12 protein-coding genes are annotated in these 12,989 nt (G+C 68.4%); 6 read left to right on the top strand and 6 right to left on the bottom strand.

Annotated elements, in window-relative coordinates:
• Positions 1 to 22 precede the first annotated feature (22 nt).
• Positions 23 to 445 (top strand): phage holin family protein, encoded by a 423-nt coding sequence (locus tag HOV77_RS31860; protein WP_290869147.1) that lies wholly within the window; start codon positions 23 to 25, stop codon positions 443 to 445.
• Positions 442 to 717 (top strand): DUF3618 domain-containing protein, encoded by a 276-nt coding sequence (locus HOV77_RS31855; protein ID WP_290869144.1) that lies wholly within the window; start codon positions 442 to 444, stop codon positions 715 to 717. Before HOV77_RS31860 ends, HOV77_RS31855 begins: the two co-directional genes overlap by 4 nt.
• 161 nt (positions 718 to 878) lie before the next feature.
• Here HOV77_RS31855 and HOV77_RS31850 read toward each other — a convergent pair whose 3' ends face one another.
• From HOV77_RS31850 to HOV77_RS31825, 6 genes are all read right to left on the bottom strand, one after another.
• Positions 879 to 1,700, bottom strand: coding sequence for an NAD(P)-dependent oxidoreductase (locus HOV77_RS31850; RefSeq protein ID WP_290869141.1), 822 nt, complete (start codon positions 1,698 to 1,700; stop codon positions 879 to 881).
• Between the two features lie 70 nt (positions 1,701 to 1,770).
• Positions 1,771 to 2,823, bottom strand: coding sequence for a Gfo/Idh/MocA family oxidoreductase (locus HOV77_RS31845; RefSeq protein ID WP_290869191.1), 1,053 nt, complete (start codon positions 2,821 to 2,823; stop codon positions 1,771 to 1,773).
• Between the two features lie 176 nt (positions 2,824 to 2,999).
• Positions 3,000 to 4,355: a mannitol dehydrogenase family protein gene (locus tag HOV77_RS31840; protein WP_290869138.1), complete on the bottom strand. Its 1,356-nt coding sequence runs from the start codon at positions 4,353 to 4,355 to the stop codon at positions 3,000 to 3,002.
• Positions 4,343 to 5,632, bottom strand: a complete 1,290-nt coding sequence (locus HOV77_RS31835; protein ID WP_290869135.1) for an enolase C-terminal domain-like protein — start codon at positions 5,630 to 5,632, stop codon at positions 4,343 to 4,345. The genes HOV77_RS31840 and HOV77_RS31835 overlap by 13 nt, the downstream gene beginning before the upstream one ends.
• Positions 5,629 to 7,065 carry a glucuronate isomerase gene (gene uxaC, locus HOV77_RS31830; RefSeq protein WP_290869132.1) on the bottom strand — a complete coding sequence of 479 codons (1,437 nt, stop codon included), beginning with the start codon at positions 7,063 to 7,065 and terminating at the stop codon, positions 5,629 to 5,631. Before uxaC ends, HOV77_RS31835 begins: the two co-directional genes overlap by 4 nt.
• A gap of 114 nt (positions 7,066 to 7,179) precedes the next feature.
• Positions 7,180 to 8,550, bottom strand: coding sequence for a Gfo/Idh/MocA family oxidoreductase (locus HOV77_RS31825; RefSeq protein ID WP_290869129.1), 1,371 nt, complete (start codon positions 8,548 to 8,550; stop codon positions 7,180 to 7,182).
• Positions 8,551 to 8,770: 220 nt separating this feature from the next.
• Here HOV77_RS31825 and HOV77_RS31820 point away from each other — a divergent pair, with 220 nt between their 5' ends.
• The 4 genes from HOV77_RS31820 to HOV77_RS31805 all read left to right on the top strand — a co-directional run bounded on the left by HOV77_RS31820 (position 8,771) and on the right by HOV77_RS31805 (position 12,989).
• A complete protein-coding gene (locus HOV77_RS31820) occupies positions 8,771 to 9,784 on the top strand; it encodes a LacI family DNA-binding transcriptional regulator (RefSeq protein ID WP_290869126.1) in 1,014 nt (337 codons plus the stop codon).
• Positions 9,785 to 9,839: 55 nt separating this feature from the next.
• Entirely contained in the window at positions 9,840 to 11,192 is a 1,353-nt protein-coding gene (locus tag HOV77_RS31815) for an extracellular solute-binding protein (RefSeq protein ID WP_290869123.1), read from the top strand.
• Complete coding sequence (locus HOV77_RS31810; protein ID WP_290869120.1) at positions 11,173 to 12,156, top strand: sugar ABC transporter permease; 984 nt, start codon at positions 11,173 to 11,175, stop codon at positions 12,154 to 12,156. The genes HOV77_RS31815 and HOV77_RS31810 overlap by 20 nt, the downstream gene beginning before the upstream one ends.
• An 80-nt stretch (positions 12,157 to 12,236) precedes the next feature.
• The gene (locus tag HOV77_RS31805; protein WP_290869188.1) at positions 12,237 to 12,989 is read left to right on the top strand and encodes a carbohydrate ABC transporter permease; all 753 of its coding nucleotides are present in this window, start codon (positions 12,237 to 12,239) and stop codon (positions 12,987 to 12,989) included.

Raw genomic sequence — 12,989 nt, 5'->3', positions numbered from 1 at the left:
CATCCGGGGGTAATAGGCCCCCGTGACAGATCTCAGGCATCGGCCGCACGTCGAGGAGTCCACGGCCGACCTGGTACGCCAGGCGACCGAGCAGATCAGCACGCTCGTTCGGCAGGAGATGCAGCTCGCCCGGACCGAACTCGCCGAAAAGGGCAAACGGGTCGGTCTGGGCGTCGGGCTGTTCGCCGGCTCCGGCGTGGCCGTTTTCTACGCAATCGGCGCACTACTCGTCGCGGCGGGGTTCGCGCTGGCCTTGGTCATGCCGGGCTGGCTCGCCGCCCTCATCGTCGGCGTGGTCCTGCTGATCATCGCGGGGGTGGAGGCCCTGCTCGGCCGGGGCCAGGTCAAACGCGGTACGCCGTTGACACCGAACCGGACCGTCGACAGCGTCCGAGCCGACCTGCAGTCGGTCAATGAGGCCTTCGGCGAGAGGAACGCCCGATGACCACCCACGACGGCCACCAGCAACCGATGAGCGTCGCGGAGCTGAGCGGCGAAATCGCTCAGACCCGGCAGGCGCTGGGCGAGACCGTGCGGGCGTTGGCCGCGAAGGCCGACGTCAAGAGCCGGGCCGAGGAGTTCGTTCAGGACACCCGAGAGCGGGCGTCGAGCTCGGTCAAGGAACACCGGACCCAACTAGCGGCGATCGGCATCGGCGTACTGGCCGTTGTCGCCGCCATCCTGATCTGGCGTAACCGTGAGGCGGTGAACTCGTGATGGTCATCCCCGACCCGCTGTCCCCGACGCGGCCCGACCCGTTGCCCGACCCGTTCCCTGTTCCGGACCCGTCGCCGCTACCCAAGCCGGAGCCGCAACCCGAGCCGCCGGCCCCGGAGCCACAGCCGGGACCGCTGCCCGGGATGTCCTGGTAGTACGCGCTAGTAGTACTCGCCCAGCGGCACGTCGCACCACTGCCCGCCGATGCGGCGCAGTACGAGGTCGTGCTCATAATCCGGAGTCGGCTTGCCCTGGATCACCCCGTCGGCGTACGCCTCGGAGTCGTCCTTCGCGATGTAACCGAGCGCCTCTCCTTCGGCGAGCGACATGAAGCGCCGGGTGTTCCGGCTGATGCCCCACAGGTGCCGGAACCCCGGCGACTCCACCGCCAAGAGCGCCTCGAACATGCGGATCGCGTCGTCCTGGGACAGCCACAGGGCGAGCGACCGGACGTCGATGGGCTCGGGCATGCACATCCCGATACGGGGACACAACACGTCGATGCCGTAGCGGTCGGCGTACAGGCTGGCCATCGCCTCGCCGGCGACCTTGCTCCAGCCGTAGAGGGTGTCGGGGCGGCCGGCCGCGTCGGCGGGGAACCCGTCGGCCGGGGCGTCCACGCGGTCGAGGAAACCGGCCGCGTGGTTGGAGGATGCGAAGATCACGCGGGGTACGCCCGCCCGCCGGACCGCCTCGAAGAGGCAATACGTGCCGTGAGCATTGTTCTCCAGCACGTCGGCCATGTTGGACTCACGGCTTTGGCCGCCGAGGTGGATGACGGCGTCGGCCCCGGCGACCAAGGATTCCAGCGCCGGTAGATCGGTGACCGAGCCGGTGAAGACCTCGGCGTCCTCGCCGGGCGCGACGGGCTCGGGCGGGACGATGTCCATCAGGCGAAGCCTGCGATCCGGGCGAGCCAGCCGGTGGCGGAGGAGGCGGCCGACCTTTCCGGCCGCGCCGGTGATCACGACGGTCTGCGACATGCCGCCCAGCATAAGACACGTACGCCTCACTGAACAGCGTCCACATATGTGTACGTCGCCTGGGTCTGGATCAGGGTCGTTCCGTGGGCAGGTCGCTGATTTCCGAGAACAACGCGAGGCGTCGCGCCGCTGTGCGTACAAGCTGATCTATGCCGGGAATGACCACCTGGCGAGCCGGGCCCGCGTGGCGTTCGACGAGCCGAGCCGGATCGAGGGCAATGGGCGTCGGAGCCGCGTGGATGTGCTCGAGCACCGCGGTGAACGCGGCCGTGACCGCGAGCGGCGCGATGAGCGAGTCGCGATCGTCGAGGAGATTGAGTAGCAGATCGGCGCGGCCGGTGGTCTCCCAGTCCGGTGTGGACAGCCGGAGCCGATCGGTCGGGTACTCCAGTTCCGCCTCACCGGCGGTGCCCTGGACGAGGACCGAACCCGGGAGGAAGCCCTCCGCGCACAACGTGACCGCCACGACCACCGGCGGGCCGTCGACCGGGCGAACCCGCAGCGTGGCGGTGTCGTCCACCTCGATCGGCCGGGCCCGATAACGCTCCACCTCGATCGACGCGATGCGGATCGGCTGCGGAAGCAGAGCGAGACACTGCATGGTCGCGTGCGCGAACGGGTTGGCCAGCGCGCCGTCGATCGTGCGCTTGCCGGCCCACGGCGACCGGCTCCAGTACGCGTCATCGCGCTGCCAGGCACCGAAGGCGGAGATGCCGATGATCTCGCCGAGAGCGCCGCTCGCGATGGCCTCCCTGACTCTCGTGAGGCCGGCTGACCCCAAGGCCTGGAACCCGACCTGGCAGACCTGCCCGGTCTCGTCGAGCGCGGCTTGGAGCGTCTCGTGATCGGCGAGGGCGAGCATCGGAGGCTTCTCGAGCAGCAGATCCGCCCCCGCGCGTACGCAATCCAGGGCTATCGGCAGATGCGTGTGCGGCGGCGTGCAGATGATCACGACATCCGGGCGGGTTTCGGCGAGCATCGCCTGGTGATCCCGGTAGACCGGGACCTCGCCCGGCTCGTCCACCTCCGCCACGTCGCAGTACGCCGCTACCTCCAGGCGGTTCGCTTCGCTCAGCTCCTGGAGCTTTCGGCGGTGGGAGCGGCCGTGGCCGTTCGCTCCTATCAGCGCGACCCTCTTGGGTTTCGCTTTCGCGCTTTTCGCTGGCGCTGGCGCTTCGTGCGTGGGCGCTTGCGCGCGCGTTATCCCGGATAACGTCCCCTTGTCGCGCGCGGAGACCGCGTTATCCCGGATATCGCGCGCGCCTGCCGACCCCGGGAGGTCACGCGCGCCCGCCGAAGTCACGACACACCCGCCACAGTCGCGCGTACGCCGTGCGTACTGAGGGCTCGGTGCCACTCGCGGACGAGGGAACGGAACTCCTCGTCGGAGGTGAGTGACTCGGGGAAGATCTCGGTCAGCGACAACAGCTGGTCGACGACGTCGTCACCCGCGGCGAGCCGGGCCTGAATCTGTGCGGCCATCGGGTCGTTGAGGGGCAACTGCGTACCGTCGTCGGCGGTGCCTTCGGCGAACCGCATCCAGGCGGCTACGACGAGCGCGCCGAAGCGGGGCGAAAGCCCGCGGGCGCGCAGGTCCAGCACCGTACGCAGGACGCGATAGGGAAGCTTCTGACTGCCGTCCATCGCCACCTGAATGGTGCGGTGACGAATGGCGGGATTCTCGAACCGCTCCAGTACCTCGTCCCCGTACGCCATCACGGAGACACCGGGCGGTGGAGCGAAACTGGGCGCGATCTCATCGGCGATGAACCGCCGCAGTACGTCGGTCAGCCCCGGCATGACCAACGCGTCGGCGATGGTCTCGTACCCGGCCAGCGCCCCCAGATAGGCCACTGTGGAGTGAACGCCGTTGAGCGTACGCAGTTTCAGCTGTTCCCAGGGGGCGACGTCGTCGGTGAGCACCGCTCCGGCCCGATCCCAGGCGGGCCGGCCGCCGGGGAAGGCGTCCTCGATCACCCACTGCTTGTACGGCTCCGTCTCGACGGCGGCCAGGTCGTCCACTCCGAGCGCGTTGCGTACGAGGGCGTAGGTCTCGGCCGTGCTCGCCGGGACGATCCGGTCCACGGTCGTCTTCGGGAAGGTCACCGACTCCGGCAGATCGACCGCTTCGGCGACGAGCGCCCGCAGCCGCGATCCGTTGGACGGCAGGTTGTCACAGCTCACCACGGCCAGCGGGGGCGCGCCCGCCGCGATGCGCGCGCGAATGCCGTCGACGAGCAGCTTCACCATCGCCGACCCCGGCTGATAGGCCTTCTCGGTCACGGTCAGCGTCACCACGCGGATCGCGGGATCGGCCAGCAGGTCGGTCACCGTCGATCGCTCACTCGGCGCGTGCAGCACTGTTCCGATAGAAGCGATCACTCTGGTACGCGCTCCAGCCGCCGACAGGCTCGCGACGCTGAAGAGACCGTCCTGCGCCCGCAACGCGTCCACGATCGTCGTCGACGAGGGGGCGACCGCGGCTACGGCCCAGTCTCCGCCGCCCTCCGCGATCGCGTCTTCGATGTAGACCGCCTGATGAGCCCGATAGAAGGCGCCGATTCCTAAGTGGACGATGCCGAGTCCCGGGGTCTCGATGCGGGGACGAGCCTCCGCCGGTACGCCGGCAAGCGACTGCTTCGTCAGGCGCGCCATACCGGGCCGTCCGGGAAGGCGTACTCCGCAATCGATTCGGGGTGCAGCGTCGTGCTGTAACCCGGCTGCTCGGGCAGCAGATAGCGGCCGTGCTTCGTGCGTACCGGGTCGACGAAGTGCTCGTGCAGGTGGTCCACGTATTCCACCATTCGCCCGTCGAGCGAGGTCCCGACCCGGAGGTAGTCGAAGATCGCGAGGTGCTGGACGTATTCGCAGAGGCCGACACCGCCCGCGTGCGGGCAAACCGGTACGCCGAACTTCGCCGCCAGCAACAGTTCGGCGAGCACTTCGTTGACCCCGGCGACTCGGCAGGCGTCGATCTGCATGACCCCGATGGCCTCGGCCTGGAGCAGCTGCTTGAAGATGACCCGGTTGGCCGCCACCTCACCGGTCGCCACCCGGACGGGGGCCACGGCGCGGGCGATGCGGGCGTGGCCGAGCACGTCGTCGGCGTGCGTCGGCTCTTCGATCCAGTACGGGTTCACCTCGGCGAGCACGGCCATGTTGGCGATCGCCTCGTCGACGTCCCAGACCTGGTTGGCGTCCATCATCAGCAGCGCGTCCGGGCCGATCTCCGCCCGGATGATCCGGGCCCGCCGGAGGTCGTCGTCGATCGGGCCGCCGACCTTCATCTTCATGGCGCGCCAGCCCTGCTCGTACGCGGTCCGGGTCAACGCCCGGACCTTGTCGTCCGGGTAACCGAGCCAGCCGACCGAGGTGGTGTACGACGGGAAGCCGTCGGATTCCAGGACGGCGAGCCGGTCGGCCAGCCCTTCGCGGCCGCGTTCGAGGATCTCCAGCGCCTCGGCCGGGGTGATGGCGTCGGTGATGTGGTGGAAGTCGACCGTCCGGACCAGTTCCTCGCTCGGCATCTCCGCGAGCAGCCGCCACAGCGGTACGCCGGCGGCTTTGGCCCGCAGGTCCCAGACCGCGTTCACCAGCGCGCCGGCCGCCATGTGGATGACGCCCTTCTCCGGGCCGAGCCAGCGCAGCTGCACGTCAGCGGTCAGCGACCGCCAGAACGCGACCGGCTCCGCCACGATCTCGGCCAGCGTACGCCCGACCACGTGGTGCTGGAGAGCGGTGATCGCGGCACACGTGATCTCGTTGCCACGCCCGTTGGTGAAGGTGAATCCGGCGCCGGTCAGTCCGTCGTCGGTCTTCAGCTCCACATAGGAGGCGGAGTAGTCGCCGCGGTTGATCGCGTCCGACCCGTCGCCGGCGGCGGCGGTGGGAAAACGAACGTCGTGGACCTCAGCGGCAATGATCTTGGTCATCGGTCAGTCACCTTGAAGATTCGTCGTGGCTGGTGGTATGCAATGTCGGCGGCGGTCTCCACGGCCTCTTCCAGCGAGAGCCGATGTTCGGCGACCAGCCGGGCGAGGAAGCCGGCGTCGACCCGGCGAGCGATGTCGTGCCGGACCGGGATGGAGCAGAACGCGCGAGTGTCGTCGACGAATCCCGCGGTGTTGGCGAAACCGGCCGTCTCGGTGACGGCCTCGCGGAACCGGCGCATCGCCTCGGGCGAGTCCAGGAACCACCAGGGCGCGCCGAGGTAGAGGGCGGCGTACCCGCCCGCGAGGGGGGCCAGCTCCCGGCTGAACGCGTATTCGTCCAATGTGTAGAGAACCAGGCGCAGGCGGGGATCGTTGCCGAGCTCGCGCAGCAACGGGGCAAGCCCGTGCACGTAATCGGTGGCCTGCGGGATGTCACCGCCCACGTCGGTCCCGTACGCCCCGTGCAGCCACGTGTTGTGATTGCGTACCGAGCCGGGATGCAGCTGCATGACCATGCCGTCGTCGACCGACATCCGGGCGAACTCGACGAGCATCACCGCACGGAAGGCCTCCGCGTCGGCGGCGGTCGCCTCGCCTCGCAGTCCCCGTTCGAAGAGCTCTTGTTTGTCTGCCTCGGGGAGGACGAGCGTACGCGCGGTGGGGTGGCCGTGATCGCTGGACGTGGTGCCCATGGCGAGGAACGCCGCCCGCCGTCGCCGCAACGCGGCGAGGTATCCGGTGAAGGTCAGCGTGTCCTCGCCGGTGATCTCGCCCAGCTTGACGATCCGCTGCCGCCAGGCCTGCGTACCGGCCGCCCCGGTGAGCCCGCCGAACTCCATGTCCACCACGTCGTCCGGGCGGAAGGTGCTCACGACACGATCGCCCCAGCCGTCTGCGGCCAGCTTCGCGTGCTGGGTCAGCGAATCCAGCGGTGATTCGGTGGTGGCTAGGACTTCGATGTTGAACCGCTCGAACAGCGCGCGCGGCCGGAACTCCGGACGGGCCAGGCAAGCGGCGACCGCGTCGTAGACCTCGTCGGCCGTGGCCGCGGACAACGGGACGGACACGTCGAACACGTTCGCGAGCGTCTGCTCCAGCCACAACTTCGACGGCGTACCGCGGAAGAGGTGCCAATGCGAGGCGAAGGTACGCCAGATCTCGCGCGGTTCGACCGATGCGGTCGAGCCGTCACGCCGGGGCACCCCGAGCGCGTCCGGGTGCACGCCCTGGCTGTAGAGCATCCGCGTCAGGTAATGATCCGGCACCACGAACAAGTGGGCCGGATCGCCGAACGGCTCGTCGTCGGCGAGGAGCCGCGGATCGATGTGCCCGTGCGGCGAGATGAGCGGCAGGTCCCTGACGTGGGCGTACAGCTCGCGGGCGATCTCCCGCTGCCGTGGTTCGGCCGGGAACAGCAGATCTGGGTGTGGCAAGGCGACTCCCGTTCGGGGCGGCTGCCGTTTCGGCGCTGGATCAGGGATCCGGGTCGAATCAAGAAGCAAGATTCGACCGCGATCCCTGATCCAGCGCGCGACGACGGCGGCTGGTTACAGGGTCAGGAGGTCGGGCACGTGCACCGGGGCGCCGGTGGCCAGGGCACGGTTGGCAGCCAGGCCGGTCAGCAGAGCGAGCGCGCCGTCGCGCTCGGTCGCGCTGCGGCGCAGGGGATCGGTCGCGCCGCCGAAGAGGATGCCGGTCATCTTCGCGTCCGCGCCGCCGTGGCCCTCCCGGGACTTCTCGGGGACGTCGATCTCGACTGGCGGCTCCCAGAACCGGTGCAGCGTCAGGCGTACGCGACCCTGTTCGGCCGCCGCCTCATCGCCGTGCAGGGCTGCTCCCTTCAACGCGCCGGAGGCCCCAAGGCTGACGTGGTCGTTCTCGACCACCTCCAGCTCCAGCCGGCCCCGGCTGCCGTTGACCATCAGGCGATACCCCTCCCAGGGCGCGTACGCCGTGAGGTGGTAGGTCATCGTGGCCCCGGTGTTGTAGCGCACCATCACGGCGAGGTCGTCCTCGATGTCGATGCCGCCGGCGAAGACGTTGCGATCGCGTTGGTAGCCGTCGGCCGATTCGGCGTCGAGGTAGAGCTCGCGCAGGCGCGGATGCGCGGCGAGATGCAGGGCGAACGGATCGTCCGTGGCGGCAGGCGAACCATGGGCGCGCTCGTAGTCGCGGGCGTACCCGTGGCGGCGGCCGGTCTCACCGTAGAAGAACAGCTGCCCGTACGCGGAGACGTCCACCGGCCGAGCCGTTTCTAATGGCGCCGGCCCACCGTCCTCACTCCCGGCTCGAGCGGGGGCCGGCGGCGACAACCACCAGTTGACCAGGTCGAAGTGGTGGCCGGACTTGTGCACGAGCAGGCCGCCCGAGTTCTTCTTCTCCCGATGCCACCGGCGGAAATAGTCCGCGCCATGGCGTACGTCGAGGAGCCACTCGAAGTGCACCGAGCCGATCTCGCCGACGGCGCCTTCGTCGAGCAGGCGCTTGACCTGCTCGTGCACCGGGTTGAAGCGGTAGTTGAAGGTGACCGTGACATTCCGCCCGGTCTCGCGGACGGTGTCGAGGATCGCCTCGCACCCGGCGAGGTCGGTCGTCATCGGCTTTTCCGTCAGCACGTCGCACCCGGCCCGCAGCGCGCGCGTGATGTAGTCCGCGTGCGTGCTGTCCATTGTGGTCACGATGACCCCGTCGACCTGCTCTTTCGCCAACATTTCGGTGAAATCCGCCGCATCGTACGCAACGGCCGCGGGCGCGCCCAACTCAGCGAGGTACCGCTGGTGCGCCTGTACGCGTACCGGATTGGTGTCGCAGAGCGCGACCAGCGACGCGGTCGTCGGATGGTCGCGGACGATGGCCCGCTCGAACATCTCCGCTCGCGAACCCGTTCCGACCAGCGCGTAGCGCTTGGGATCGGTCATCGACGCCTCCCCAGGAGAACTGCAAAGGTTTGCAGCAGAACTAACCATGAGACGCCATTGGCGTCAACAGTTCGGTAACGAGGTCGCCCAGATTAGACCGTTTGATGTGGATATTTACGTGAAGACAGCGTGACTGCGGAAACCGATCAGCAACATTTGGGCGTTGACAACACGACAAGCGTTTGCATTAATTGGCGAACTGAAACTGAAGGGGGTGACTATGCCGGCGACCATCCGGGATGTCGCGCGAGCATCCGGAGTGCACATCTCCACGGTGTCGCGCGCCTTCTCCGCGCCGCAGCTGGTCAACCCCGAGACTCGCAGCAAGGTGCTCGAGACCGCCGAGAAACTGGGATACCGCCCCAATCGGGCGGCGCGGGCGCTCATCACCGGCCGAACCCACAACATCGGGCTGATCGTCGCCGACATCGCCAACCCGTTCTTCCCGCCGCTGATCAAGGCGGCGGAGCGCGAGGCGCGCCACCGCGACTACCACGTCTTCGTCGCCGACAGCAACGAAGACCCGGCGGTCGAGGAGGAGCTCGTTCGCGCACTTGCCAAGCAGGTCGACGGGATTCTGCTGGTCAGCCCCCGGCTGGCCAACAGCGTCATCGAAGGCCTGTCGCGAGAGGTGGCCCTCGTCGTGGTCAACCGGCAGGTGCCCGGCCTGCCGTCCGTCGTCATGGACGTCGGCCACGGCGCCCGTTCGGCGATCGAACACCTCGCCGAGCTGGGCCACCGCTCCATCGGCTACCTCGGCGGACCCCGCGGATCCTGGACCAACCGCGAGATCCGCCGGGCCGCCATCGCCGCCGCCCGCAATCTGGGCGGTCTCGGCGAACCCGTCGAGGTGACCGCCCTCGGCCCGAACGCGCCCACCGGCGACGGCGGGCTCGCCGCGGCCGAACAGGTGCACCGGGCGGGCTACACCGCGGTGCTCGCCTACAACGACCTGATGGCGATCGGCCTGATCGAGGGCCTCGCCACTCTGGGCGTACGCGTTCCGCAGGAAGTCAGCGTGGTCGGCGTCGACGACATAGCGCTGAGCCGGCTCACCCGGCCGGGACTGACCACGGTGGCCAATCCCACGGCCGCCGCCGGCCGGGCCGCGGTCGACATGCTCCTGCAACACGGCGACGACCGTCGCACCACCGGGCAGATCACCCTCGCGACCGAACTGGTCATCCGCGACTCCACGGGCCCGGGTCCGCAGGGCAATGCGGACCCGGGCTAATGCGGCCGTCACCGCCTCCGCGGAGTCGTCTCCTACGCGTCAAGGAGTCAGTGCCATGAAACCCACAGCACCCCTCGCGGTGGGCGCCCACTCGCCGCTGCACCACGGTAGCGCCAGCCGCCGGTCCCTGTTGAGGGGCATCGCAGCCGCCGCGCTCGCCGTACCGGCCGCGTCCGTTCTGGCCGCCTGCGGAGACGACGACAAGTCGTCCACCGACCCGAACGCGCCGGTCGAGCTGTCCATCTTCTGGTGGGGCGGCGACGCCCGGGCCAAGATGACCGAGGACGCGCTGGCGCTTTACACCGCCAAGCACCCCAACGTCACCTTCAAGAAGACCTGGCAGGCCAACGCCGGTTACTACGACAAGCTCGCCACCCTGACTGCGGGCGGCAACGCCCCCGACATCTTCCAGATCGACGACGGCGCGCTGTCGGAGTACGCCGAGCGCAACCAGACGCTGGACCTCTCGAAGTACGCCGACTCCAACAAGCTCGACAAGAGCAAGATCCTCCCGGGTCTGTGGCAGGCAGGCGTCGTCGAGGGCAAGCCGGCGGGTGTGCCGATGGGTGAGAACACCCCCGGCATGATCTACGACAAGGGCCTGCTGAAGACCCTGGGTCTGCCGGAGCCCACCACCGGCATGACCTGGGACGCCCTGATCGCCTGGGCCACGCAGGTCACCACGAAGTCCGGCGGCAAGGTGTTCGGCACGATGGACCCGTCCGCCGACTACAAGGCGCTCTGGGTCTGGCTGCGCCAGCAGGGCAAGCAGCTCTACGACGGCAAGAAGATCGGCGCTTCGGCCGAGGACTTGACCAAGTGGTTCGACCTGTGGAAGGGCGCTCGCGACACCAAGGCCGCCCCGCCGGCGGACGTCGTGCATACCGCCAACGCGGGTGCAGTCGCCAACCAGCTCGTGGTGACCGGCAAGGCGGCGACCTCGTTCATGTGGGCCAACCAGCTCCCCGAGCTGCAGAAGGCCACCAAGAGCGAGCTCGGCGTGGTGGCGTACCCGGGTGACCCGAGCGGTCAGTGGGCCCGGGCGGCGCTGTACTTCTCCGTCTATAAGGGATCCAAGCACGCCGACGTCGCCGTGGACGTGCTGAACTTCCTGGTCAACGACGTCGAGGCGGGCAAGATCCTCGGCACCGACCGGGGCCTAAACGCCAACACCGACGTGCGTACGGCGGTCGCGTCCACCCTCAAGGACTCGGCCGCCACCGCCGCCCAGTTCGAGACCGACCTGGCGAGCAAGTTCGGCACCCCGCCGGCGGTTCCGCCGAAGGGCCACGTCAAGGTCCGCTCGCTGCTCATCACGTACGCCGAGAACGTCGGCTACGGAAAGGCGACCTCGGCCGCGGCCGCAGATGCGTTCCTGAAGGAAGCCAATGCAGCCCTCGCTGGCTGAGCTCGGCCCCCGCACCGACGCCGGACCGCTCGCACCTTCGCGAGCGGCCCGGCGCCGCGGCAGCAGCCGCCGCGGCGAAGCGACGGCCGGCTACGTCTTCCTCTCCCCCTGGCTGCTCGGCTTCCTCGGCATCACCGCGCTGCCGATGATCTTCTCGCTCATCCTGAGCTTCACGAACTACGAGCTGCTGGACGACTGGTCGCAGATCCAGTTCGTGGGGTTCAAGAACTACCAGCGCATGTTCACCGAGGACCCGCATTACTGGCACTCGGTCGGGGTCACCCTCCGGTACGCCCTCATCGCAGTGCCGCTGAAGTTGGCCGCCGCCTTGGGCGTGGCCTTGCTGCTGCGCCGGGATCGGAAGGGCAACGGCCTGTTCCGCGGCCTGTTCTACCTGCCGTCGCTGCTCGGCGGCAGCGTCGCGCTGGCCCTGGTGTGGCTGGCCATGTTCAGCCGGGACGGCGCGTTCAACGCCTTCCTCGGCATCTTCGGCATCCAGGGCAGGCCGTGGGTCAACGACCCCGACTGGTCGCTGTCGACGCTGATCGTCCTGGCGGTGTGGCAGTTCGGCGCGCCGATGGTCATCTTCCTCGCCGGGCTCAAGCAGATCCCGGTCGAGCTGTACGAAGCCGCTTCGGTGGACGGCGCCGGCCGCAGCCGCCAGTTCTGGCACATCACGCTGCCGATGCTCAGCCCGGTGCTGTTCTTCAACCTCGTCATGGAGGTCATCCACGGCTTCCAGGGGTTCACCGGGGCGTACGTGCTGAGCAACGGCGAGGGCGGTCCGGTGGACTCCACGCTGATGTACACGCTGTACCTCTACGTCGCGGGCTTCACCGACTTCAAGATGGCGTACGCCTCCGCGATGGCCTGGGTCTTCCTGCTGGTGATCGGCGTGATCACGGCTGGGCTCTTCGCCACCGGCCGGCACTGGGTGCATTACTCGGACGGAGGGGACAAGTGACCCGGAACCTCGCGCGCAATGCCGCCCGCATCACCGTCCTCGCGCTCGTCGTGGTCGCGGTGCTCTACCCGCTGATCTGGATGGTCGGCAGTTCGCTGAAGTCGCCCGAGGAGATCAGCAACAACCTGTCGGTCCTCCCGCGCGACTTCACCTGGTCGAACTACGACAAGGGGTGGACCAGCCTCGACATCGTGTTCGGGCGGTTCTTCCTGAACAGCGCGGTCATCGCGTTGGCGACGGTGCTCGCCAACTGCGTGTCGTGCCTGCTCGCCGCGTACGCCTTCGCCCGGTTGCAGTTCCGGGGCCGGTCGCTGTTCTTCGCGATCATGATCGGGACTCTGCTGCTGCCGCACCACGTGCTGTTGATCCCGCAGTACCTGCTGTTCAACAACTTCGGCTGGATCAACACACCGCTGCCGCTGGTGGTGCCGAAGATGCTCGCGACCGAGGCGTTCTTCGTCTTCCTCATGGTGCAGTTCATGCGGGGCATCCCGCGCGAACTGGACGAGGCGGCGAAGATCGACGGTGCCGATCCGTACCGGATCTTCCGGCACGTGATCTTCCCGTTGGCCCGGCCGGCCCTGGTCACCACGGCGATCTTCTCGTTCATCTGGACCTGGAACGACTTCCTTCCTCAGCTGATCTACCTCAACGACCTGTCGCACTACACCGTTCCGGTGGCGCTGCGGCTGTTCGTCGACTCCAGCGGGCAGAGCTCGATCGGGCCGATGTTCGCGATGTCGGTGCTCTCGCTGCTGCCGGTGTTCCTCTTCTTCCTCGCGTTCCAGCGGCTGCTCGTGGAAGGCATCAACACGGCAGGTCTCAAGGGATGA

The organism is Hamadaea sp. (assembly GCF_013362815.1).
In the GTDB taxonomy this organism is placed as follows: Bacteria; Actinomycetota; Actinomycetes; order Mycobacteriales; family Micromonosporaceae; genus Hamadaea.
This window is presented reverse-complemented; position numbering and strand designations above follow the sequence as displayed.

Bases quoted from the DNA above. Each gene is read 5' to 3' on its own strand.
- HOV77_RS31855 (WP_290869144.1), top strand. From the start codon at position 442: ATGACCACCCACGACGGCCACCAGCAACCGATGAGCGTCGCGGAGCTG.
- HOV77_RS31815 (WP_290869123.1), top strand. From the start codon at position 9,840: ATGAAACCCACAGCACCCCTCGCGGTGGGCGCCCACTCGCCGCTGCAC.
- HOV77_RS31810 (WP_290869120.1), top strand. From the start codon at position 11,173: ATGCAGCCCTCGCTGGCTGAGCTCGGCCCCCGCACCGACGCCGGACCG.
- HOV77_RS31850 (WP_290869141.1), bottom strand. From the start codon at position 1,700: ATGTCGCAGACCGTCGTGATCACCGGCGCGGCCGGAAAGGTCGGCCGC.
- HOV77_RS31820 (WP_290869126.1), top strand. From the start codon at position 8,771: ATGCCGGCGACCATCCGGGATGTCGCGCGAGCATCCGGAGTGCACATC.
- HOV77_RS31805 (WP_290869188.1), top strand. From the start codon at position 12,237: ATGGTCGGCAGTTCGCTGAAGTCGCCCGAGGAGATCAGCAACAACCTG.
- HOV77_RS31840 (WP_290869138.1), bottom strand. From the start codon at position 4,355: ATGGCGCGCCTGACGAAGCAGTCGCTTGCCGGCGTACCGGCGGAGGCT.
- HOV77_RS31835 (WP_290869135.1), bottom strand. From the start codon at position 5,632: ATGACCAAGATCATTGCCGCTGAGGTCCACGACGTTCGTTTTCCCACC.
- HOV77_RS31825 (WP_290869129.1), bottom strand. From the start codon at position 8,550: ATGACCGATCCCAAGCGCTACGCGCTGGTCGGAACGGGTTCGCGAGCG.